Genomic DNA, 22,386 nt, shown 5'->3' with positions numbered 1-22,386 from the left:
AGGGTCAACTCCTTGAGTTTTGGAGGGTCTTGGGAAGGGTGAGAAGGCTGGTGTGGCGCCGTCGGAGCCGGTCGCCGACGCTGTCGCCGATGAGGTTGATCGCCATCACGAAAGCCATGATCGTGAAGCCGGGCGCCATCACCAGATACGGATGGCTGCGCATGTGGGTACGTGCGTCGGCGATCATCCGGCCCCACTCGGCGGTGCCGGGCTCGACACCCAGCCCGAGGAAACTCAGGCCGGCGAAGGCGAGAATGACCCAGGACAGGGAATAGGCACTCATGGTGAGCAGCGGGCCGGAGATGTTCGGCAGGAGATGACGGCGAATGACGCTTTGCCGCGACGTGCCGAGCGCTTCCGCAGCCATGATGTAGAGCTTGGATCGCTCCACCAGGATCATGTTGCGGACGAGGCGGGCGTATTCGGTCCAGTGAACCGCCGCCAGGGCCACGATCACGGCCCCGAGGCCAAGGCCCATCACACCGGCGATGATCATGGCGATGGCGAGCGCGGGCAGGACGGAAAAGCCCTCGCAGAAGCGCATGAGCAGGCGATCCGGCCAGCCGCCGATATAGCCCGCAACAGTGCCGAGCAGCGTGCCTGCGATCGCCGCGAACAGCACCACCAGAAGCGCGCTGCCAGCCGTCAGCCGTCCGGCGAAGAGCAGTCTCGACAGCACGTCGCGCCCCATCTGGTCGGTCCCAAGCAGATGCTCGAACGTGGGAGGCGACAGCCGGTTCAGGATATCGATCCGGTCCGGTGCGTGGGGAGCCGCCAAAGGCGCGAGAATGACCAAGGCGACAAGCGCCGCCAGAAACAGGGATCTGTTGAGCACGGTTGCCCTGGAGGCGCGTTTCGCACGCGTCGCCATTCAGACGGCCTCCTCGACACGCGGATCCGCCAGGGCTACCAGGTAGTCCACGGCCAGGTTGATCACGATGTAGCCGCCGGCAATCAGGAGAAAACAGGCCTGGATCAGCGGGTAGTCCCGATTGAGCAGGGACTCGACCAGGAGGCTGCCGATGCCGGGCCAGGCGAAGATCGTCTCGATGATGACCATGCCGTCGAAGGCCCGGGCGAATTGCAGGCCGGTGAGCGTCAGCGTGGATGGCAGGATGTTCGGCAAGGCATGCCCGAAAAGCACGCGGGACTGGCTCAGGCCTTTGGCCCGGGCGGTCCGAATGTAGGCGTGATGGAATTCGTCCAGCAGCCGCGCCCGCACGAACCGGGCAAGGACTCCGGTCATCGTCGTCGCGATCACCAGCGTGGGCAGGACTGCATGCGCAAGTGTGCCGTGGCCGGAACTCGGCAGCCAGCCGAGTGCAAGCGCAAACAAGAGCGCCAGCAGCAGGGCATACCAGAAATTGGGAATGGACAGGCCGGCAACGCTGACAATCGCCAGCACCCGGTCGCAGGCACCGCCGGCATGATAGGCACAAAAGCATCCCAGCGGGATGGCAATGGTGAGGGCCAGACAAATGGACAGCACCGCAAGGAACAGGGAGCGGTTGAGGCGCAGAAGAATGTCCGAGGCGACCTCTTCTCCGGTAACGAAGGACCGGCCGAGATCTCCGGTCAGCACACCGCCCAGCCAGCGCAGATACTGGACGGGCAAGGGATCGTGAAAGCCGTTCTCCGTCGCGAATTTCTGCACGGCTGCCTGGTCGGGCAGGGTGCCGTCCATCTGCGACAGCAGCAGGACTTCCGCAAAATCACCCGGCAGCATGCGCAGGAGCGCGAACCCGGCGATGGAGACCAGGAGCAGAAGGATCAATGACTGGATGAGCCGGTGGCCCAGCCGGTGCAGCATCGGTTGGTTGTCCCTCAGTTTTTAAAACCTGAGAGTAACAATCATATTAAAACGGGGGCTGTCGAGAGGTGGGAGTAAAATATGAGAAAAAAATTCAGGAATTATTCGGTTTTAAAATCAGGGGTGGTTCTTGAGCGGATGGAATCAATTCAGGGTTTGGATTCCGCGAGTCAATCTTCCGGCTTCATCCAGACATTTTTGCGGAGGTTTTTTTGAAACTGTCGGATTCCGGTGATGTCAAACGTCGTAACAGCATGACATAGACCGCGACGAAGCGCGCGGAGCAGAGTGAAAAGGGGCTATCGAATGATCAGGATCGGGATTTCAACCTTGGCTTATTGTGCAATCGTGTTTCCGTTGGCACTGATCTGGCACGTCGGGCTGTTCAAGGAACGATACCAGGCTTTCGGGTATTTTGACGGGGAGCCGAATGTGAGCCTGGGGCTGGTGACAATCGTCATCCAGGGCGTGGTGCTTGCGCTTCTGTACCCGGTGATCAATATCGGGAGCAGTGGGTTGGCGAAGGCCGCACAGTTTTGCGCTCTCACGGGCGTTTTTTTATGGACGACGCACGTCCTTGCCTTTGTGGCGAAGCAGCAGGTTCCGGATCCGTTGCCCTTCGTTCTCATGGAAACCGGTTATCTTGCCTTGCAATTCGGGCTTTTCGCCGGAGCGCTTGCCCTGATCTATCGAAACACCTGAGGTGCGTTCGAAAGCATCCGTGCCGCTTCCCGTGCCGGTCGGCGCCGCTGGAGCGATTTCCCGACGGGCCGGGGTCACTCATTCAAGTTGCCCGGGCGCCGGCTGTGCGGTGTTTGCTATCGCATCTTTCCGCTGCCTTGATGAACCCTTTGGGCCGCGAGAAGTTCACTGGTGCACACGGCTTTGATCGCGGGGAAATGTCTCGGAAAATGGCGTAAGCTAATCTTAAGTTGCAGTCCTTATAAGTCTTGACGCTTGATTGTGGTGAGGGCGTCATGAGGCAACAGAATTCCTTCGGCAAGCGCGGGCAGTCCGGGGGACGGCCCGACATGCAGCCGGCAGGCCGGGAAAAGCCGTTTCACCAGGAGGTGGACGATGTCGAGGATCCGGTGGTGACGAGGTTCGTTGCCAACCAACCCTGGCCGGCCTTCGCCGCTGCCGCCATCACCCTGATGCTCACAGGCGGGTTTCTCTTCACCGGTGTCGGCAAGGGCATGCCTTCCCTCGCATTCATACCCGTCATGCTGATCGTCGGCTATGTCCTGTATCTGCAGTTCCGGGGGCTGCAGGCAAACATGGGGGACAGGGAAGAGCGCATCAAGCGCGCGATCGGCGCCAGGTATCCCCTGGTTCCTATCCTGGGCATGATTGCAGGTCTCGTCTATTTCATGGTGACAGAACAACAGAGCCTGAGCGACATCGTCGCCTATGACTGGGCGGATATCTTCGGCCTGCGCACGGATATCGAAGCGCAAGAGCCGCTCTCCGCCACGCTCTTCGACACCATGGCGAGCTTCGGCGGCGCGGGGCTGTTCCTGGCCTTCCTCTGGTATCGCGCCTCAAGGCACTTCAGCGACAAGACCTAGTTGTGGAATCCAAGGCGGGCATTTTCAAAAGCGCCCGGCTTCTTGGAAACCAACGCCGCCCCCCCCCCCCCCCCCGTGCCACAAGGCGGCACAAAAAGGAGTGATGGGCGGCGCAGGATGCAAAAAGGGCGGCCCGAGGACCGCCCTTTCCGTCAAGCTTTTTGAGCGTGGGCTTCTTAGAAGCCCATGCCGCCCATACCGCCCATGTCGCCACCCGGCATGGCCGGACCGGAGTCCTTCTTCGGCAGTTCGGCAACCATGGCTTCGGTGGTGATCAGCAGGCCGGCGACAGAAGCCGCGTCCTGCAGAGCCGTGCGCACAACCTTGGTCGGGTCGATGATGCCGGCTTCGATCATGTTGACGAATTCTTCGCTCTGAGCGTTGAAGCCGAAGGTGTCGTCGTTGCTTTCCTGGATCTTGCCGACCACGATGGAGCCTTCGACACCGGCGTTTTCTGCGATCTGACGGATCGGAGCTTCCAGAGCGCGCAGGACGATCTTGATGCCGGCTGCGATGTCGGCGTTATCGGAAGCAAGCGCTTCGACAGCCTTCTTCGCACGCAGCAGAGCCGTGCCGCCACCCGGGACGATGCCTTCTTCGACGGCAGCGCGGGTTGCGTTCAGGGCGTCGTCGACGCGGTCTTTCTTCTCTTTCACTTCGATTTCGGTCGCACCGCCAACGCGGATCACGGCAACGCCGCCTGCGAGTTTTGCAAGACGCTCCTGGAGCTTCTCACGGTCGTAATCGGAAGTGGTTTCCTCGATCTGGGCCTTGATCTGGCCGACGCGACCGTCGATGTCTTCCTTGGAACCGGCACCGTCAACGATGGTGGTGGTTTCCTTGGTGATGGACACCTTCTCGGCGGTGCCGAGCATGTCGAGCGTCACGTTTTCCAGCTTGATGCCGAGATCTTCGGAGATCACGGTGCCGCCGGTCAGGATCGCGATGTCTTCCAGCATGGCCTTGCGGCGGTCGCCGAAGCCCGGAGCCTTGACGGCAGCAATCTTCAGGCCGCCACGCAGCTTGTTGACCACGAGGGTGGCCAGGGCTTCGCCTTCAACGTCTTCTGCAATGATCAGCAGCGGACGGGAGGACTGAACGACGGATTCCAGGATCGGCAGCATGGCCTGCAGGTTGGAGAGTTTCTTCTCGTGCAGCAGGATGTACGGCTTTTCCAGGTCAGCCAGCATCTTGTCGGCGTTGGTGACGAAGTAAGGCGACAGGTAGCCGCGGTCGAACTGCATGCCTTCGACGACTTCCAGCTCGGTCTCGAGGGACTTGGCTTCCTCGACGGTGATCACGCCTTCGTTGCCGACTTTCTGCATGGCTTCGGCAATGTCCTTGCCGACCTGCTCGTCGCCATTGGCGGAGATCGTGCCGACCTGGGCAACCTCGGCAGAGGTGGTGATCGGCTTGGAAGCAGCTTCCAGGGCCTTCACGGCCGCAGCCGCAGCAAGATCAACGCCGCGCTTCAGGTCCATCGGGTTCATGCCGGCGGCAACAGCCTTGGCGCCTTCCTTGACGATGGACTGGGCCAGGACGGTTGCGGTGGTGGTGCCGTCGCCAGCGATGTCGTTGGTCTTGGAAGCCACTTCGCGCACCATCTGTGCGCCCATGTTTTCGAACTTGTCTTCGAGTTCGATTTCCTTGGCAACGGAAACACCGTCCTTGGTGATACGCGGTGCGCCGAATGCCTTGTCGAGGACAACGTTACGGCCTTTCGGGCCGAGGGTCACTTTGACGGCATTTGCCAGGGTGTCCACGCCACGCAGCATGCGCTCGCGGGCGTCGGAGGAGAATTTTACTTCTTTAGCAGACATGTGGTCGTCTCACTTGTTCTGGAACTTGGTTGAGATCAAAAGCGGTTCGCTGCGTTAAGCGATCACGCCCATGATGTCGGATTCCTTCATGATCAGGAGGTCTTCACCGTCGATCTTGACTTCGGTGCCGGACCACTTGCCGAACAGGACGCGATCGCCTGCCTTGACATCGAGAGCTACGATCTCGCCATTGTCTTTGCGGGCGCCGGTGCCGACAGCGATGATCTCGCCTTCCTGCGGCTTTTCCTTAGCGGTGTCCGGAATGATGATGCCGCCTGCGGTCTTCTCTTCAGAGTCTACGCGGCGAACAACGACACGGTCGTGCAGTGGACGAAATGCCATAAGACTGTTTCCTCTCATGAGCGCGCCCCACGCAATTGGCAGCGCGCGAGACATGATTTCTAGGTTGACTAGGCACGGAGAGGTATTGCCTCCCGTGGCATGTTAGCACTCCCTACAGGCGAGTGCTAACAGCGCCATGGATTTATGAAGCTGAGCCCGTCTTGTCAATGCTCTGTGACGAGAATTTAATCAGATTCCGCGCGCTGTGCCGGAGAGGAACGGCCTTTGACGGGCAGGCAAGCCGCGGTCCCGCCCTCAACCGTCGGGGGTCAATTGGTTCCCATCACCGAAAAAGGCAAGGTGACGGTCGACTGGCTGCCGCCGATTTCGTCCTGGAAACGGGTTTCCAACTGATAGTCGCCGGCCGGAAGACCGCTGAACTGGAAGGTCAGTGCGGCGGACAATTCCCGCTTTTTGGTCCTGCCTTCGCCGGCGAACGTCGCGAAATTGTCCTGCTCCGCCAGCACCTGACCGGACAGGTTGAGCAGACGGAAGCTCGCGGTCAGTTCATAGGCAAAGCTGCCGTCACCCTCGCGGAACCCGTAGCCGACAGGTTCGGCATAGACGGTCAGGGCTTCCTCGTCGGTGAAAACGGTGTTGGTCCGGGGTGTATATTGTCCGTAGCCCGTGGCGCCACCGTCGGTGAAGGTCACCTTGGTGAAGGCGAGGCCGGAGGCGTTCCAGGCCTGGTCGTAGGCGGCAAGGGCGTCCCGGAATGCGTCCGAAGGCTGGACTGTGTCCGATTGGGCAGCAGCGCCCGCCACACCCATGAGCAGTCCGCCTGCAATCACAACCGCAGAAACAATCTGCCCGCGAGCACGTCTTCCAGCCACCATTATCATTTTCCCCGCACGCCTTTAAATCTTTTCGTTTTCAGCGATTTTTTGCCGATATAGACCGACTTGCCCGATTACACAAGACAGGGCGTGCAACGCGGTAAACACCGGAGCGAACGAGAAACGGTAATTTGCACGTGAAAAGATACAACCCGATGAGGGATCGCGTGCCCAGGCCGCCCTTCCGGAATGCGGCGGTCCTCCCCGGTGCGTCAAAGACTGCGGGAGGACCAGGACTGGCGCTTGCGGTAGATGGTCGACGGACTGATCTCCAGTGCGGCGGCCGCCATGGCGATATTGCCGTCAAATGCATCGAGCGCGTCCTCGATGATCCGCCGCTCTTGCGCCCACAGCGGCTCGATCGTGCCGAACGGGCGGCTCGGAGGCGCCGCGCGCGACCTTTCCCGCGACAGGTCGATGATGGCATTCGGACGGGTGCTCTGGTCCCGGATCATCAGGGGCAACATGTCGTAAGTGACAGCCGCGCCGTCATTCATGACGACGATCTGCCTGATCGTGTTCTCGAGCTGACGCACGTTGCCGGGCCATGGATAGGTGATGATGCGGGCTTCGGCATCCGCGTCGAAGCCCTTGAAGGCGCGCCGTTCCTCGTTCGAATAGCGGTCGAGGAAAGCCTGCGCCAGCGGCAGGATGTCGTCGCGGCGTTCCCGAAGCGGTGGCAGGTGGACCGGCAGCACGTGGAGGCGGTAATAAAGGTCTTCGCGGAACCGGCCCGCGGAAATTTCCGTCACCGGATTGCGGTTGGTGGCGCAGATAATGCGCGCATCGACCTTGCGGGTGCTGGTGTCGCCGAGCCGTTGAAAGCTGCCGGTCTGCAGGAAGCGCAGCAACTTGCTCTGCAGCAGAAGGTCCATCTCGCCGATCTCGTCAAGAAACAGCGTGCCGCCATCGGCCTGTTCCGCGGCGCCGGCGCGGTTGTCGGTCGCGCCCGTAAAGGCCCCGCGCACGTAACCGAAGATTTCGCTTTCGATGAGGTCCCGGGGGATGGCGGCGCAATTCAGGGTCACAAAGCGGTTGTTGCGCCGCTCGGACCGGGTGTGCACGGCGTGGGCGCACAGTTCCTTGCCCGTCCCGGATTCGCCGGTGATGAAGACCGGCGCCTGAGAGGGCGCCATGCGTCCGATCTGGTCGTGAATGTCCCGCATTTGCGCCGAGACGCCGATGAGCTGGTTCTGGCCGGCACCGGTCTGCCTGTTCAGCTGCGGCCGGGAAGATGCGGTCTCCTGCCGGAGCGTTGACGGCTCCTTCGGCGCAGGAGGAGCCGTGGCGGCCGCCGCCGATGCCGGACGGCGCTGCTGGAGCTGGAACATGATCTTCGATGCCAAGGCGTCCAGGGAGAACGGCTTGGTGAGAAAGTCATGTGCTCCGGCACGCATCGCGCCAACGGCCCGTGAAACCGATCCTTTCGCGGAAACGGCTATGATGACCGCCTTGGGACAGCGCACCGCGTAGGCTTCCAGCGCGTCGTCACCGCCAATGGTTTCCAGGTCAATGATCAGCAAGTCGGTGGTCTTGTCGGCCAGATCCTGGAGGCAGGAAGCCGACTCCGTGTAGAGAATGGGGTCCGTGCAGGCCGCTGAAAGTTTGGCACAAACCGCGGATGTGCGTGCGGCTTCAGTCGCTGACGCATCCAGCACACGTACGATTGCAGGCAATTCTTTGCCCTCTTTACTCCCCATTGCTGGGCAACTCCCATTCTGCGAACCGGGTCCTTCGAATATCGAAAGATTCGTCAATCTGATAATTCTTCGAACAGGGTAAACAAAGCGTTGTCAGACGGTGCAATTTGCGGAAATAGGAGGGCAGGGGGCCGGTTTCTGCGAATATTGGGGTACGGACCCGAAAAATTGTGCTTTCAGGCGTCGGTCTGGCACGGAAACGCGAGGACAAGCCCGCAGCACCGAGCCGGCCGTGGCGCAAAGGGTTTGACGCGGCTGTTCAACGCCCGATCGGCGTTCTCCGGATCGCTCATGAAGCGACTGGCGCCCGTGTTGTGAAAGCTTGACCCCAACAAGCCAGCGCGCTTTCCCGCCTTGGATACGGGCTGTCACCTAATCCGCGGCAATCAGATAGCCGGCGAGAAAACAGACGATGCCGACGAGAAGTGTCAGCTGCAGCGGCACCGGTCGCCGCGCGAGCTGAGCGAGCTGCAGGAGAAACCGGCCGAACCTGTCGCGTGGCCGGAAGTCTTGCGGCACGGTGACGGTTTTCTCCTGCATGATGGCGTCCGGCCCGGGGAGGGCGTGTCGAACCGGCGTTGCCGTTTCGCCATCCTGTCCGATCTGGTCGACGGCAGGAGCAGGCGAGAAGTGAGCCTCCTCTTCCTGAAGGGCGAGCACATCGCCTGCGGGCTGGTCGCGCAGCTTTGTGAGTTCGTGCAGAAAGAACTCCGGTGCGTAACTGCCCTTGCGAATGACCATGCGCACCGTTTCGCCCGCGCCCGTACCGGAATAGTATTTTTCCAGACGCCGGCGCAGACGGGCCGCCTCGACCCTTACAATCGGGTCGGTAACGGGATTGAAGTCTTCCGGCCGGCCAAGGGCCTCCACGGCGATCGTGTAGCCCTTCAGCTTTTCCTGTTCGTTGTTCAAGGTGGCGCGGACCACAAATCCGAGAAAGGCGCGCAACTGCGGCGCGGATTGAAATTCGCGGCTTTGAAGCGCTGTTACAAGCGCTGCCTGAATGCGTTCCGGGGAAATGTCAGGGTCCGCAGAGGGCGGGTCGGGCGTGGGAAAAGCCTTGTCCGGCTGCGGGGGGTTGGTGCTGATACGCGCGTCGGGGGGATCTTGGGCACAGGAAAGCGGTGCGCTCTGGTCCTGAACGCATTCGTCTTTCCGTGTGTTCCGCGCGGTGCCGTGTGGAACACGACGGGATGTCCGTCCGGCTGCCTGCATACCGGCCCCCATGAAAAACAGCTAAAAAATCATTGCCAAGACACAACTTCCCTTGCGTAAGATTAGCGGAAGCTACCTGGCTTGGAAAGTCCAAATGGCTCGGGCCGGGCCCGCGGCTGCCAAACGGGTGGCCCGATCTTTGCCCGGACGTAGCGTGTTGCAGCGGCGCCTGACGGCCGCCGAATTGCGTGCGGGAAAGCCATAACCGGGGACAAGTTCCGGATTTCATGCCCGAATGCGGGTTGCGGATTCGGTGCCGACTGGTTCTTAAGGCATGATTAAGCAGTAACTTTTGATTCGGGTTGGAACATTTAATCGCCATGGGCCGGACAGGGACCATCTTTGTAGCAGTATGCATGGCCGTGATTGCGCTGTCGTCGGCGACGGTGCTGGTGTTCCAGTTCGGCCGTCCCCTGGGCGAAGCCGTGTCCCTGTCCCTCGCACTCATGTGCACCATGATCCTGTTTCATCTTCTCATCGGCCGGGCACGTGACCGCGGCGCCGTCAACGAGGCGGTTGACCGGCTCGAGGAACGCATGGCGGACCTGGACGAGGATGTCGGCAATCTGGAAGGCCGCCTGACGGGCATGGAGCACTCCGCACCGCGCCGGACACGCGCGGAGATCGATCCGCTGTTCGCGGAGGTCGAGGTCCTGGGCACCCTGGTCAAGCAGATGGCCGAGGCCATGTCGGACCTGGAAGCGAAGGTCGAGGACCAGCAGGCGCTTGCGCCGCCGCCACAGGCTCCGAGCCTGCCGCGCTACGCACCGGCAGCGCCGCACCAGCCGGCTCCGCAACAGGCTTATCCGTCCCCCCGGGACTGGCCGCCGATGCAGCAGCATGTGGAGCCTGCCGCGCAGTTCGCACCGCCGCCGGAAGCAGCGCGGGACCAGCAGGACCCTTATGCGGTCGCGCCGGCTCCGGCACATCGCGGCATGAGCGAGCTTGACCACCGATATGGCGTGCACGCACCTCGGCAGGCTGCCGAACAGGCCCATCTCAGCGCTTATCCGCACTCCGGTCATTATGACGGAGAGCCCCAAGGTGAGCAGCTTGCGGAAAATGCGCCGCAAATGTCCGAAGACCCGGTCATGATGCCGGCGCCGGAAAAACCGCAGCCGAACATGGCCATGCGGGAGCTGATCACGTCCGCGCTCAATGCCAACCGGGTGGAACTGCACTTGCAGCCGATCGTGACGCTGCCGCAGCGCCAGGTGAAGTATTACGAGGCTTTCACGCGTCTGCGCGATACCCAGGGCAACCTGATCGACGCGGCGACGTTCCTGCCGGAAGCTGTCCTGTCCGGTCAGATCGCGCGCATAGACAACCTGTTGCTGTTCCGCTCGATCCAGGTCGTCCGCCGGCTGACCTCGCGCAACCGCAACGCCATCCTGTTCTGCAACATTTCGTCCTTGTCCCTGGTCGACGAAACCTTCTTCCCGGGCTTCCTGGAATTCGTCAAGGCCAACCAGAACTTTGCCGACGTGCTGGTGTTTGAATTCTCGCAGGATGATGTCGCCGAGATGGGGGCCATGGAACTGGAAAGCCTGAGCGCGCTCTACGATCTCGGTTTCCGCTTCTCCATCGACCGGATCTCGGACATGAAGATGGATTTCAATTCACTGGCCGGACGCGGGTTCAAATACGGCAAGCTCCATGCCGACTACTTGATCGGCCGCCGTGAAGCCAAGCATGGCCACATCCACCCGTCGGATTTTGGCGACCTGCTGCATCGCTACGGCATGGAACTCATCACCGATCACGTCGAAACGGAATCCCAGGTTCTCGAGCTGCTGGATTACGACGTGCAATTGGCGCAGGGAACCCTGTTCTCACCACCGCGGCCGGTGCGCGCCGAGGTGCTACAAGGTGCCCCGGCACCCGGGCCGAGACGGTCGGCGGCGGGCTGACCCGCCGCTTCGATACTCTACCAAGCCTGATTTTGCTCAACCCTGCTTCGGTCCGACCGTAACGATGGTCGGGTTTTTCTCCGCCAGAAGACGTTTGGCGACCCTTTGGATATCAGCCAGGGTGATCGCCTCTATCTCGCTGTTGCGGCGGTCGAAATAGTCGATGCCGAGATCCGCGTTCTGCAGGGCGACAAGTTGCCGGGCGATCTTGCCGGAGCTGTCGAAACGCAGCGCGTAGGATCCGGTCAGATACTGCTTGGCGGCACGCAGCTCCTCTTCCCGCGGACCGTCCTCGGCCATGCGCTGCAACTGGTTGAGCATCACCTCGACCGTCTCTCCGGCCCTGTCCGCCTTGGTGGCGGCGGACGCTATCAAAAGGCCGGTATGGGCATAAGGCGACAGGGATGTGCCCGTGCTGTAGGACAGGCCGCGCTTCTCTCGCACTTCCTGGTACATCCAGGACGTGAAGGTGCCGCCGCCCAGAATGTGGTTCATGACATAGGCGGCCTGATAATCCGGATCATTCCGTTTCAGTCCCGGCAGACCCAGCAGGATTGTGGTCTGGGGAACCGCCAGGTCGTCGCTGACGGTGTTGCCGAAGGAGGGAGCCAGTTCCGCAACCGGGACCAGATCGGCCCGCTCGGGCAGGTTCGCAAAGACCTTGTCGAGGATCGCGGCGAGGGTCTCGGCGTCGATTGCGCCAACCACGCCGATTGTCAGGCCGTCCCGGGCAAGGAGCCTTTCCTGATGGTTTTCCAGATCCGCCGGGGTCAGTTGCTCCAGCGAGCCGACGGTGCCCAGGGTCGGCCGGGCATAGGGATGCTCTCCAAACATGGCGTTGGCCAGGGACCGGCCGGCAATGGCGTCCGGGTCGCTCTCGTTGCGCCGTGCCCGTGTGACCAGCTGGGCTTTCATCCGCTCAACCGGCGTGTCGTCGAAACGCGGTTGGTTGACCGCGAGCGCCAGCAGGTCGGAGGCCTCCTGCAGGGTCGGCGTCAGCGTGCGCAAGCTGCCGTAGAAGCGGTCCTTGCCGGTGCTGAAGCTGATGCTCACGGCAAGGTCCTCGAGCCGGGCCTGGAAGGTCTCGGAGTCCAGGTCGCCCGCGCCCTCGTCGAGCGTCGCGGCCAGGAGCCGGGTCAGGCCTTCCTTGCCGGCGGGGTCCTGGGCACTGCCGCCCTCGAAGGAGAAGTTCAGCGCGACCAGGGGAACGGTGTGATCCTCGACCAGCCAGGCCTTGATGCCGCCGGGGCTGGTCACTTCCTGGATTTCGACGGCCTGAGCCATGCGGACCGGTGCGGCGAATGCCACGAGTGTCAGGCAGATAAGGGCGAGAAAGCCGCGTGCCGTAATCGGGTTGGCCATGTCAGGACTTGTCCTTCAATTTTTCGGCGCTGGTCTGGGCGGCGTCGGGAACGTTTGGCGGAGCCACGCGCAGCTCACCGGTGACAGGGCGGCCTTCCAGATAGGCCCGCGCCGCGTCAAGGACATCGTCGGGCGTGACCCGGCTGACCTGTGCCGGCCAGGTCTGGACGTCTTCGATCGTCAGCCCGGTTGTCAGCGCGCTGCCGAAAAGGCGGGCCAGCCCGGACTGGTTGTCCTGCGCATAGATCGCGCCGGCGACCATGGAGTTCTTGGCCCGTTCGACCTCCTCCTCGGTAACGCCCGTCTTCAACAGGGTTTCGATTTCCTCGGAAATGAGACGTTCCATGTCTTCCAGCGTGTGGCCGGGACGCGGCGAGGCGTAGACGCCGAAACGGCCGTCATCGAGTGCGTTGCCCTGGTAGTAGGCACCGGCTCCAAGCGCCGCTTCCTTTTCAAGGACAAGTGACTTGTGCAGCCGGCTCGAAGGGCCTTCACCGAGAATATAGGCCAGCACGTCGAGAGCCTCGGGTGTCTGGCCCGTACCGGTCGACTGGCTCGGCACGATCCAGGTCTGGGAAAGGGACTCCTGACGAACGCGCGGATCGCTGACGGCGATGCGGCGTTCGCCGGACAAGGGGGGCTCGGCAGGGCGAACGCGTACACCTGGCTCGGCGCGCCGCGGTACCTTGCCGTAGGTTTCCGTCGCTATGCGGCGGACGTCGTCCACATCGACGTCGCCGGCGACAACGAGAACCGCGTTGTTGGGGGTATAGAACCGGTCATAGAATGCGAGGGCGGAGTCCTTGTTCAAGGCCTCGATTTCACTTTCCCAGCCGATGACCGGCGATCCGTAGGGGTGGTTGACGAAGGTGATCGCATTGAGGGCTTCCCGCAGGCGGGAACCGGGCTCGCTGTCCACGCGCATGCGCCGCTCTTCAAGCACCACGTCGCGCTCCGGTGCCACGACGTCCTCGGTCAGCACCAGGTGTTCCATCCGGTCGGCTTCCAGTTTCATCATCAGCGGCAGGTGTTCCTTCGCCACCCGCTGAAAATAGGCGGTGTAGTCCGTGCTGGTGAAGGCGTTTTCCTGTCCGCCGCGTTCGGCAACCATCTTGGAGAAGATGCCGTCGGGATAGTCGGTCGTTCCCTTGAACATCAGGTGCTCGAGGAAATGGGCGACACCCGACTGGCCCTCCGGCTCGTCCGCCGATCCGACCTTGTACCAGATCATGTGCGTGACGACCGGAGCCCTGCGATCCGGGATGACGACCACCTGAAGCCCGTTCTCGAGCGTGAAGCTTTCCAGGTTGGGTGCAATGCGGATATCCGCCGAAGGGCCGGCCTTGGCAAATGCGGCCGTCGGTTTGACCAGAGCGACGCCGCTCATGAGAAACACCGGGATGAGCACTAGGGCAGCCGATCGCCCGAGGCGAAGTGCGGACGTGTGCGGATGCCGTTTGGTGGATGGGTTCACGTGCAGCTCCCTTTCAAGGCGACTGGTGCCTGGGATTTTTTCAATCGTCTATCAATATAGGTTTCAGGGACGGAAGGTCCCGTTACAATTTTGTTATTCTCTGGATATGCAACGAAAATGGGGCACTGCCGGCGCTGCGGCCTTCCATCCAGCGGAACCGGGCCTGAACCCGGCCCGTATCGCAGCGGCATTCCAGTCACCGCAGTTTGTTGCAAGGCGCGTGGGGACCCGGGACCGGATGTGCTTTCTCGCGCCAAAACCAAAGAAGCCGCCAACGGGGGGTGGCGGCTCCTTGAACGGAAAGAAACATCAAGTCTGATCCGGAAGACGCGTCAGATTGACCGGGACCGGCTGGTTACTTGCAGTGCGACGTGTCACCATTCAGGCACCGGGGATCGATCGGCTCGGAGTTGTATGGATCGTAGTTGGTCGGCTTCTTGTCTTTCTTCCTCACGATTTCAGGCATCGGAGCGTCCGGCGACGGTGTGCTGAAATCGGTGGGCGGCTCGGTCAGGTAACGGCGCGTTGCCAGACCGCTCTGGTCGATGCCGGCCTGCTGGCTCTTCAGCTTCTGCAGGCGCTCCCATTCCTCGCGCTGCTCGGCGCGGCTGAGCTTGTCGCCTTCGGTGATTTCGTTGAACCGGCGATCTTCTTCCAGGTTTCTGGGCTGTCCGGTCACGCCGGTGATCTTGAAGCCGCGCATCTGCTCCGGGGTCAGCGGTTCGGAGTTCATGCTGCCGCGCTTGCCGGAACTGGCATAGAGCTCTTCCAGTTCGGTGAGCTGCTGGTTTTTCGGGCTTTTCGGCCAGTCTTCGGAGTTGATGCCGGCCACGTTGGTTTCAGGCTCGGGAAGCTTTGCCGGTTCGGTCGGCATGGCCAGCGGCGCACGCGGTTTGTAATCAATTGGTTTTTCGTTCGGATCTACGGCGCCAAGGCCTTTCATGACCGAATTCACGAGAGCGACATCCGGTGCCTGGCTGGTGCCATCGGCAGCCTGGCAGGCGGTCAGCGCTCCCAGGAGCACAACTGCCAGTGTCTTCTTCACGATACCAAACATCGTCCGCGCCACTGCAGACTCCCTGCTCAATCTAGCTTTTGTCGCCGGTGCAAACATGCACGCGACACATTCAGTCCGATCTTAAACCGCTATTTTGCGGCTGAATTAGGACCATTTCGAAAACTGTCATACAGGAGACCGGCCACGCCCGCAATGATCCACACATCCGCCAGGTTGAACACGTACCAGGAGAAGGTGCCTGCGTGGAAATGCACGAAGTCGACCACGGCGCCATACCAGAGCCTGTCGATGCCGTTGCCGAGTGCTCCGCCAATGACCAGGGCCAGCGCGAGGGCAACCAGCCGCGAGGTGCTGCGGGCCGACCAGATCCAAAGTCCGACGGTCACCGCCACGGTGAGACCTGCGAGAAGCCAGCGGCCGAGCTCGCTGTGTTGCTGAAAGAGGCCGTAGGAAATGCCCCTGTTCCAGACGAGCACGATTTCGAGAACCGGCAAAAGGTCGACCGGCCCGTTCAGCTGAAGGTCATATCCATGCACGAGCCACACCTTGGTGCCCTGGTCCAGAACCAGGCCGGCAAGGGCAACCAGGAGCACGAAGCTGCTGAAACGGCCCCAGAAAAGGGGCCGTTTCGCAACGGAGGAACCGGACTTGTCGGTGTCGGTCATGAGCCTTCAGAACACCTTTCGATCAGGCCGCGACATGTGCCGCGTCCCATTCCCGGAGCGCTTCGGCGTCGCGCGGGGTCACGTCCGGATAGTCCGGATCGGAGCCGACCTCGGGAAGGATCTTCCAGGAGCGGGCGCATTTTGTGCCTTCGGCAAGTGCCGGCACGACGGCCACACCCTTTGTGTCGTCGAGCGTGAAGGCGCCTTCCGGGGCCGGATCGGCGGACAGCGTCAGCTGGCTGGTGATGGCGATATCCGCCATGTCCTTGCCTTCCAGCGCCGCCATCAGCTCCGGATCGGTGACATGCACCACCGGATGGGCCTCGAGCGAGGAGCCGATGCGCTTTTCGCGGCGTTCCACTTCGAGCGCCCCGGTGATCACCCGGCGGACGGTCTTGATCTTGGCCCACTTGGCCGCCAGCGCATCGTCGCGCCACTCCGAAGGCACCACGGGGAACTGTTCCAGGTGGACACAGGAGCCCTCGCCGTAACGCGAGGTCCAGGTCTCGTCCATGGTGAAGGGCAGCATCGGCGCCATCCAGGTGACCAGGCAGTTGAACAGCTTGTCGATCACGTAGAGAGCGGCCTTGCGGCGGGTCGACGAGGCGGCGTCGCAGTAAAGCGCGTCCTTGCGGATGTCGAAATAGAACGCCGACAGCTCCACCGTCATGAAGGTGAACAGCTGGTGGGTGATCTTCTTGTAGTCGAACTCCCAATAGGCTTCGCGCACCAGCGTGTCGAGCTCGGCCAGCCGGTGCAGCATCAGCCGCTCCAGCTCCGGCATGTCGTCATGGGCGACCTCTTCTCCCTTGGCATGGGCGAGCGACCCCAGCATCCAGCGCAGGGTGTTGCGCAGCTTGCGGTAGCTGTCGACATTGGTCTTGATGATTTCCTGACCCAGCCGCTGGTCTTCCCAGTAATCGGTCGAGGCCACCCACAAGCGCAGGATGTCGGCGCCATACTGCTTGATGATGTCCTGCGGGAACACCTGGTTGCCGAGCGACTTGGACATCTTGCGACCGTCCTCGGCCATGGTGAAGCCGTGGGTCAGCACCGCGTCATAGGGCGGACGGCCGCGGGTGCCGCAGCTTTCCAGAAGCGAGGAATGGAACCAGCCGCGATGCTGGTCGGAGCCTTCCAGGTAGAGCACGTAATCGTCGCCGCCATCGACCTTGCGCTTCGGCGACAGATCTTCTCGCTCCTCCATGACAAAGGCGTGGGTGGAGCCTGAATCGAACCAGACATCGAGGATGTCGGTGACCATGTCCCACTCGTCGGCCTTGTAGTCGTTGCCCAGGAACCGTTCCCTGGCGCCGTCCTCGAACCAGGCGTCCGCGCCCTCGGCGGCAAAGGCGTCGAAGATGCGCTTGTTGACCGCTTCGTCCTTCAGGATCTCGGCGCTTTCCTTGTGGATGAACACGGTGATCGGCACGCCCCAGGCGCGCTGGCGCGACAGCACCCAGTCCGGGCGGTTCTCGATCATGGAGCGCAGGCGGTTCTGGCCGCTGCCCGGCACGAAACGGGTATTGTCGATGCCCGTCAGGGCGCGTGTGCGCAAGGTGTCTCCCTCGCCGTCGAGCGTCTTGTCCATGTAGACGAACCACTGCGGCGTGTTGCGGAAGATCACCGGCTTCTTGGAGCGCCAGGAATGCGGATAGGAGTGGGTCAGACGGCCGAGGCCGATCAGGTTGCCCGCTTCCTTCAGCTTCTCGATGACCGCCTTGTTGGCCTTGCCCTTCTCGCCCTTGTGAGTGATCACCTCGCAGCCGTCGAAGCCGGGCGCGTCCTTGGTGTAGAAGCCGTCATCGGCGACCGTGAACGGGATCGCGGTGTTGATGCCGCGGCCTTCCAGCTCAGTGCGTTTGGCCATCCAGATCTCGAAGTCGTCCGCGCCGTGGCCCGGCGCCGTGTGCACGAAGCCGGTACCGGCATCGTCCGTCACATGGTCTCCGTCGAGCAGCGGCACATCGAAATCGTAACCGCCGAGGTCCAGCTCCGCGAGCGGATGGGCCAGGGTCAAGGTGTCCAGTTCGTCCGGCGTCACCGCGCGAAGCCTGGTGAAATCGGTGATGCGGGCATTCTTGAAGACATCGTCGGCCAGCGCATCCGCGAGGATCAGCTTGTCGCCCTTCTGCACCCAGTTGTCGTCCGGCAGGCCGTCCTGTGTGACCTCATAGATGGAATAGGCGATGCGCGCGGAGAAGCAGACCGCGCGGTTGCCCGGGATGGTCCAGGGCGTGGTCGTCCAGATAACGACAGACGAGTCCAGCAGCTCTTCCACGGCGGCTTCATCGCTGCCGCCGGCGCTCACGATCGGGAATTTCACCCAGATCATGTCGGACTTGTGGTCGTGATATTCGATCTCGGCTTCGGCCAGGGCCGTCTTTTCCACGACCGACCACATTACCGGCTTGGAGCCGCGATAGAGCTGGCCGGACATGGCGAACTTCATCAGCTCGTTGGCAATCACCGCCTCGCTTTCAAAGCGCATGGTCAGGTACGGGTTGTCCCAGTCGCCCTCTATGCCGAGCCGCTTGAACTCCTTGCGCTGGACGTCGATCCAGTGCTCGGCGAATTCCCGGCATTCCTTGCGGAACTCGTTGATCGGCACCTCGTCCTTGTTCTTGCCCTTGGCGCGGTACTGTTCCTCGATCTTCCATTCGATCGGCAGGCCGTGGCAGTCCCAGCCCGGCACGTAGTTGCTCTCGTAGCCGAGCATCTGCATCGAGCGGGTGACGATGTCCTTCAGCGTCTTGTTCAGGGCATGGCCGATATGGATGTTGCCGTTGGCATAGGGGGGGCCGTCATGCAGCACGAACTTGCTGCGGTCCTTGCCCTGTTCGCGCAGCTTTTTGTAAACCTCGAGCTGTTCCCAGCGGGCCAGGATTTCCGGCTCCTTCTTGGGAAGGCCGGCGCGCATCGGGAAGTCTGTCTGCGGCAGGTTGAGCGTTTCGGAATAGTCGCGTTTATCTGTCTCGGTCATCGTCAAGTCGATCCGGTCGTTCGGGCGCTTTGCCCGCAATCATATGGGAAAAGGACTGCCGTCCCTTGCGGGACTGCAATCTAGAAACAGGAAGATCCCGGTCCCTGGCGCCGCGCAGATCGCGTCAGCCGAAGGCCGGGCAAGTAATTCGCGTCGTCGCGATCATCGGCCTGGCGATGATTATGAGAACCTGGTGATGCATGGCATGGGACATAGCAGCACTTCGCCGATGAATAAAGATGTTCCGCAAATTCATCCGCGGTTTGTCTTGCCCGGCCCGTCGGCCCTTTCCTGAAAAATGCGGAGGGGTAACCGAATATGAATGTCTGTCGGGCATTGATGACCTCCGGACAAGGGGACTGGACAGGACGAAACAGGCGAGATGGACACTTCCACAAAGCTTGAGACTGACGCCGTGACCGGGGAGCGGCCGGCCGACGGGGCCTGGCATCGGTTCGTGCGCGCCGGCGCCTATTTCACCTGGGACCGGATCGGGTTTGCCTGCCTGTGCTCGGCGATCGGCTTTGCCGCCGGCCTGATCTGGATGCTGGCCATTCCCAACACCTATGGGGCGCCCAACGGCACGCTGCTGATGGACTACCTGAGTTTCTGGCTGGCCGGAGGCCAGGCGCTCAACGGCACGCCCGAACTTGCCTATATCCCGCGGGAATTCGCGGCCATCCAGGAAGCCTATACCGGGTCCGACACGGTCTTCGGTTTCTTCTATCCGCCGACATTCCAGATGGTGCAGGCCGTGTTTGCGCTGCTGCCCTACAAGGCCGCCTTTGCCGCCTTCATCATCGCGACCACCTTCCTGCTGGCGCTGTCCTGCCGCCTGATCACCGGAAAATGGCTTCTGGCCGCGTGTCTCATTCTCATACCGGCCTGTGCCAACAATGCCTTTCACGGCCAGAACGCCGCGCTGACGGCGGCGCTCTACGGTTTCTTCCTGGTAGGTGTTGAACGGCAGAGGATGATCCTGGCCGGCATCGCGCTCGGCCTTTTGACCATCAAGCCGCAGCTCGGCATCCTGGCGCCGGTGGCCCTGATCGCCAGCTGGAACTGGCGCGCCTTCCTGAGCGCGTCGGCGACGACGCTTGTTTGCGCGGGACTGAGTGCCGCCGTCCTGGGGGTCGGGGTCTGGCAGATGTTCTGGCAACAGGCGCCGGTTGCCTCCGCGATGATGGAACTCGGCGGTGTCGAATGGGGCAAGATGGTTTCCGTCTATGGCGGGTTGCGCCTGCTTGGCCTACCGCATGTCGCGGCCATGGCCATCCAGGCCGCTGTCGGCCTGGGGTCGCTTGCCTGTGTCTGGCATGCATGGCGCAAGTCCGAGGCGATGGCGGTGCGCGCACCGGTGCTGCTCGGAGGCGCGCTGCTGGTGACGCCGTTCGCGCTTTCCTACGATCTGACGCTTCTGGTGGTGCCCTGCGCCTTCCTGATCCGCGAGGGCCTGAAATCCGGCTTCCTGCCTTACGAAAAGACCCTGCTCGCGCTGGTCATTGTGCTGTCCGCCTCTACCAGCCCGTTCGCGGTCTGGCTGAACCTGCCGGTGGCACCGCTCCTGCCGCTCGTCACCGTCTGGCTGGGCCTCAGACGGATGGATCCGCGCCTGAAGCCGCTCGCCGCACAAACGCGCCCTCAGACTTCCGCGACGACGGCCTGAATCGTCTTCTTCAGCTTGCGCTCCCGGTGGGCGATGTAGAGCCCGCTTCCGATGATCAGCGCGATGCCGATCCAGGTCGGCCCGTCCGGGAAATCGGCAAACACCTGGTAGCCGAACAGGGTCGCGCTGACGATCTCGATATATTGCAACGGCGCCAGCAGGCTGGCGTTGCCCCGCTGGAACGCGGCGACCACCAGCCCGTGGGCGGCAAAGGAAATCAGTCCGATCAGCACCAGCAGTCCGGCCTGGTTGCCGGACGGCATCACGAAAGCGATGCCCTCATAGCCGGCCAGGTTGCCGATCAACAGCGCCGCGCCCAGCATCAGGGAGCCGGAGAGCCCCGCGCTGAACTGGATGGTCAGGAGGCCGTCGGTCACCGGATAGAGCCGGTTCAGCAGCAGGTAGAAGGAAAACAGGAAGGCGGTCGCCACCGGCAGCAGGCTGACCAGTCCGATCTCGGCAAGGTTCGGCCTGAGGATGATGATGGCGCCCAGAAGCCCGACGAGAATGGCGCCGATCCGGCGGATACCGACCTGTTCCTTCAGGATCAGCGCCGCGAGGATGGTGAGCACCATCGGCTCGATGAAGAAGATCGAGATCGCGGTGGCGACGGACATGAATTTCACAGCGGTGAAAAAACACAGGGAGGCGGCCGCCAGGAAAACACCGCGCAGATAGTTGATCACGGGCTGCTTGCCGCGCAGGCCCGCGATCCGGCCGGTGACGATCGCCAGCACAAGGCAGATCAGGAACTGGAAGAAGAACCGGCCGAAGGTGACTTCGAGTGGCGGCAGGTCGGCCGACAGGTATTTGGCGATGATGTCCATCACCGGCACGATCAGCATGGCCGAGCTCATCAGGACGATCGCCAGAAGCGGGTTCTGCTCCATGGCCCCGGGGGCAGGAGACCTTGTCACGCGGAGAAATCCAGCAGCTTCAGGTCTATATCGGACAACGGCCGCAGCGCGGCCAGGGCGGCCCGTGCCTCTGCGCTGTCCTGATCCATCTGCCGGGTCAGGGCCTCTGCGCTGTCGAATTTTTCTTCGGCGCGAAGATAGGATACGAGGTGCACCCGGAGTGTCTGGCCATAAAGATCCCCGGAAAAATCGAACAGGTGCACTTCGAACAGCGCGGCGCCATTGTCGAAAGTCGGCCGGCGGCCGTGGCTCGCCACGCCGTCATGCCAGGTTTCACCGATCCGGACCTTGACCGCGTAGATGCCCTGTTTCAGCGGGCAGTCCTCGCTCAGCGCCAGATTGGCCGTGGGGTAGCCGAGATCCCGTCCGCGCTTGTCGCCGTGGCGGACCTCGGCGTCAAAGAACCACCGGTAGCCCAGGAGACCGTTCGCCTGGGCAATGTCGCCGGCCGCGAGACAGTCGCGGATACGGGTCGAGGAAACGACTTCCGCTCCCTCGTCTTCTTCACGCTGCACGATGGTGACGCCGAAGCCGTGCCGGGCGCCGGCGTCGCGCAGAAAGTCGGGGGTGCCCTGGCGGGCGCGGCCGAAATGGAAGTCGTATCCGGTGACCGCGTGGGAAATGCCGAGCGTACCGATCAGGATGTCCTGGACAAAGGCATTGGCCTCGATGCCGGCAAAGTCCCGGGTAAAGGGCAGGATCAGGGCACCGTCCAGGCCGCAAATGCGCAACATCTCGAGTTTCTGCGCATAGGGCGTCAGTCGGAAGACCGGACTGGACGGATTGAACACGCTGCGCGGATGGGGCTCGAAACTCATGGCATAGACCGGGTGGTGCGTGCCGTGGCCGAGGCCCATTGCAGCGCCCAGCACCGCCCGGTGGCCCCGGTGCAGACCGTCGAAATTCCCGATGGCGACGATGCCGCCTTTCAGCGTCGCCGGAAAGCTGTCCAGGCTTTCGGCGACCAGGAACCTGGAGGTATCAGAGGGGCTCATGCAGCAAACCTTCGCGCAACGTGTCGGCCGGGACAGCTCGGCCAGGCCTTGATGTCCGGAAAGAGAGCCGCCGTGGCACGGTCCATCCGGACCGGCCGCCGACGC

The 22,386-nt window shown here is 62.3% G+C and carries 18 protein-coding genes; 4 read left to right on the top strand and 14 right to left on the bottom strand.

From position 1 onward, the window contains the following. Positions 1 to 4 precede the first annotated feature (4 nt). Entirely contained in the window at positions 5 to 871 is an 867-nt protein-coding gene (locus O6760_RS01025) for an ABC transporter permease (RefSeq protein WP_269583637.1), read from the bottom strand. Next, positions 872 to 1,810 carry an ABC transporter permease gene (locus O6760_RS01020; protein ID WP_269583636.1) on the bottom strand — a complete coding sequence of 313 codons (939 nt, stop codon included), beginning with the start codon at positions 1,808 to 1,810 and terminating at the stop codon, positions 872 to 874. It lies immediately after the preceding gene. Positions 1,811 to 2,116: 306 nt separating this feature from the next. Between O6760_RS01020 and O6760_RS01015 the strand changes: the two genes are divergently transcribed. Next, a complete protein-coding gene (locus tag O6760_RS01015) occupies positions 2,117 to 2,512 on the top strand; it encodes a hypothetical protein (protein WP_269583635.1) in 396 nt (131 codons plus the stop codon). A 275-nt stretch (positions 2,513 to 2,787) separates the two neighbouring features. Further along, on the top strand, positions 2,788 to 3,378 hold the full coding sequence (locus tag O6760_RS01010; RefSeq protein WP_269583634.1) for a hypothetical protein: 591 nt from the start codon (positions 2,788 to 2,790) through the stop codon (positions 3,376 to 3,378). 176 nt (positions 3,379 to 3,554) lie between these two features. On the opposite strand, the gene groL is transcribed toward O6760_RS01010, so the two are convergent. The 5 genes from groL to O6760_RS00985 all read right to left on the bottom strand — a co-directional run bounded on the left by groL (position 3,555) and on the right by O6760_RS00985 (position 9,291). Next, positions 3,555 to 5,198 carry a chaperonin GroEL gene (gene groL, locus O6760_RS01005; RefSeq protein WP_269583633.1) on the bottom strand — a complete coding sequence of 548 codons (1,644 nt, stop codon included), beginning with the start codon at positions 5,196 to 5,198 and terminating at the stop codon, positions 3,555 to 3,557. Positions 5,199 to 5,252: 54 nt separating this feature from the next. Further along, entirely contained in the window at positions 5,253 to 5,540 is a 288-nt protein-coding gene (gene groES, locus O6760_RS01000) for a co-chaperone GroES (RefSeq protein ID WP_094074079.1), read from the bottom strand. Positions 5,541 to 5,809: 269 nt separating this feature from the next. After that, positions 5,810 to 6,310, bottom strand: coding sequence for a hypothetical protein (locus O6760_RS00995; RefSeq protein ID WP_269583632.1), 501 nt, complete (start codon positions 6,308 to 6,310; stop codon positions 5,810 to 5,812). Positions 6,311 to 6,588: 278 nt separating this feature from the next. After that, positions 6,589 to 8,076, bottom strand: coding sequence for a sigma-54 dependent transcriptional regulator (locus tag O6760_RS00990; RefSeq protein ID WP_442969843.1), 1,488 nt, complete (start codon positions 8,074 to 8,076; stop codon positions 6,589 to 6,591). 372 nt (positions 8,077 to 8,448) lie between these two features. Further along, positions 8,449 to 9,291, bottom strand: a complete 843-nt coding sequence (locus O6760_RS00985) for a hypothetical protein (RefSeq protein ID WP_269583630.1) — start codon at positions 9,289 to 9,291, stop codon at positions 8,449 to 8,451. A 356-nt stretch (positions 9,292 to 9,647) separates the two neighbouring features. Here O6760_RS00985 and O6760_RS00980 point away from each other — a divergent pair, with 356 nt between their 5' ends. Beyond that, positions 9,648 to 11,201: an EAL domain-containing protein gene (locus O6760_RS00980; protein ID WP_269583629.1), complete on the top strand. Its 1,554-nt coding sequence runs from the start codon at positions 9,648 to 9,650 to the stop codon at positions 11,199 to 11,201. A 36-nt stretch (positions 11,202 to 11,237) separates the two neighbouring features. Here the strand turns inward: O6760_RS00980 and O6760_RS00975 are convergent, their stop codons facing one another. The 5 genes from O6760_RS00975 to ileS form a co-directional block, all read right to left on the bottom strand. Beyond that, positions 11,238 to 12,485 (bottom strand): M16 family metallopeptidase, encoded by a 1,248-nt coding sequence (locus O6760_RS00975; RefSeq protein ID WP_442969908.1) that lies wholly within the window; start codon positions 12,483 to 12,485, stop codon positions 11,238 to 11,240. A gap of 79 nt (positions 12,486 to 12,564) precedes the next feature. Next, complete coding sequence (locus O6760_RS00970) at positions 12,565 to 13,950, bottom strand: M16 family metallopeptidase (RefSeq protein WP_269583627.1); 1,386 nt, start codon at positions 13,948 to 13,950, stop codon at positions 12,565 to 12,567. 442 nt (positions 13,951 to 14,392) lie between these two features. Next, the gene (locus tag O6760_RS00965; RefSeq protein WP_269583626.1) at positions 14,393 to 15,106 is read right to left on the bottom strand and encodes a hypothetical protein; all 714 of its coding nucleotides are present in this window, start codon (positions 15,104 to 15,106) and stop codon (positions 14,393 to 14,395) included. A 77-nt stretch (positions 15,107 to 15,183) separates the two neighbouring features. Continuing rightward, on the bottom strand, positions 15,184 to 15,720 hold the full coding sequence (lspA, locus tag O6760_RS00960) for a signal peptidase II (protein ID WP_269583625.1): 537 nt from the start codon (positions 15,718 to 15,720) through the stop codon (positions 15,184 to 15,186). Positions 15,721 to 15,742: 22 nt separating this feature from the next. Continuing rightward, positions 15,743 to 18,703, bottom strand: coding sequence for an isoleucine--tRNA ligase (ileS, locus tag O6760_RS00955; RefSeq protein WP_269583624.1), 2,961 nt, complete (start codon positions 18,701 to 18,703; stop codon positions 15,743 to 15,745). A gap of 382 nt (positions 18,704 to 19,085) precedes the next feature. On the opposite strand from ileS, the gene O6760_RS00950 reads away from it, so the two are divergent. Beyond that, entirely contained in the window at positions 19,086 to 20,369 is a 1,284-nt protein-coding gene (locus tag O6760_RS00950; RefSeq protein WP_269583623.1) for a glycosyltransferase family 87 protein, read from the top strand. On the opposite strand, the gene O6760_RS00945 is transcribed toward O6760_RS00950, so the two are convergent. After that, positions 20,345 to 21,286 carry a DMT family transporter gene (locus tag O6760_RS00945; protein WP_269583622.1) on the bottom strand — a complete coding sequence of 314 codons (942 nt, stop codon included), beginning with the start codon at positions 21,284 to 21,286 and terminating at the stop codon, positions 20,345 to 20,347. The genes O6760_RS00950 and O6760_RS00945 overlap by 25 nt on opposite strands. Then, the gene (locus tag O6760_RS00940; RefSeq protein WP_269583621.1) at positions 21,283 to 22,281 is read right to left on the bottom strand and encodes a bifunctional riboflavin kinase/FAD synthetase; all 999 of its coding nucleotides are present in this window, start codon (positions 22,279 to 22,281) and stop codon (positions 21,283 to 21,285) included. Before O6760_RS00940 ends, O6760_RS00945 begins: the two co-directional genes overlap by 4 nt. Between the last annotated feature and the right edge of the window lie 105 nt (positions 22,282 to 22,386).

Source organism: Roseibium sp. Sym1 (assembly GCF_027359675.1).
GTDB lineage: Bacteria > Pseudomonadota > Alphaproteobacteria > Rhizobiales > Stappiaceae > Roseibium.
Note: the sequence above shows the minus strand (reverse complement) of the source record. Positions and strands in the feature narration are given on the sequence as shown.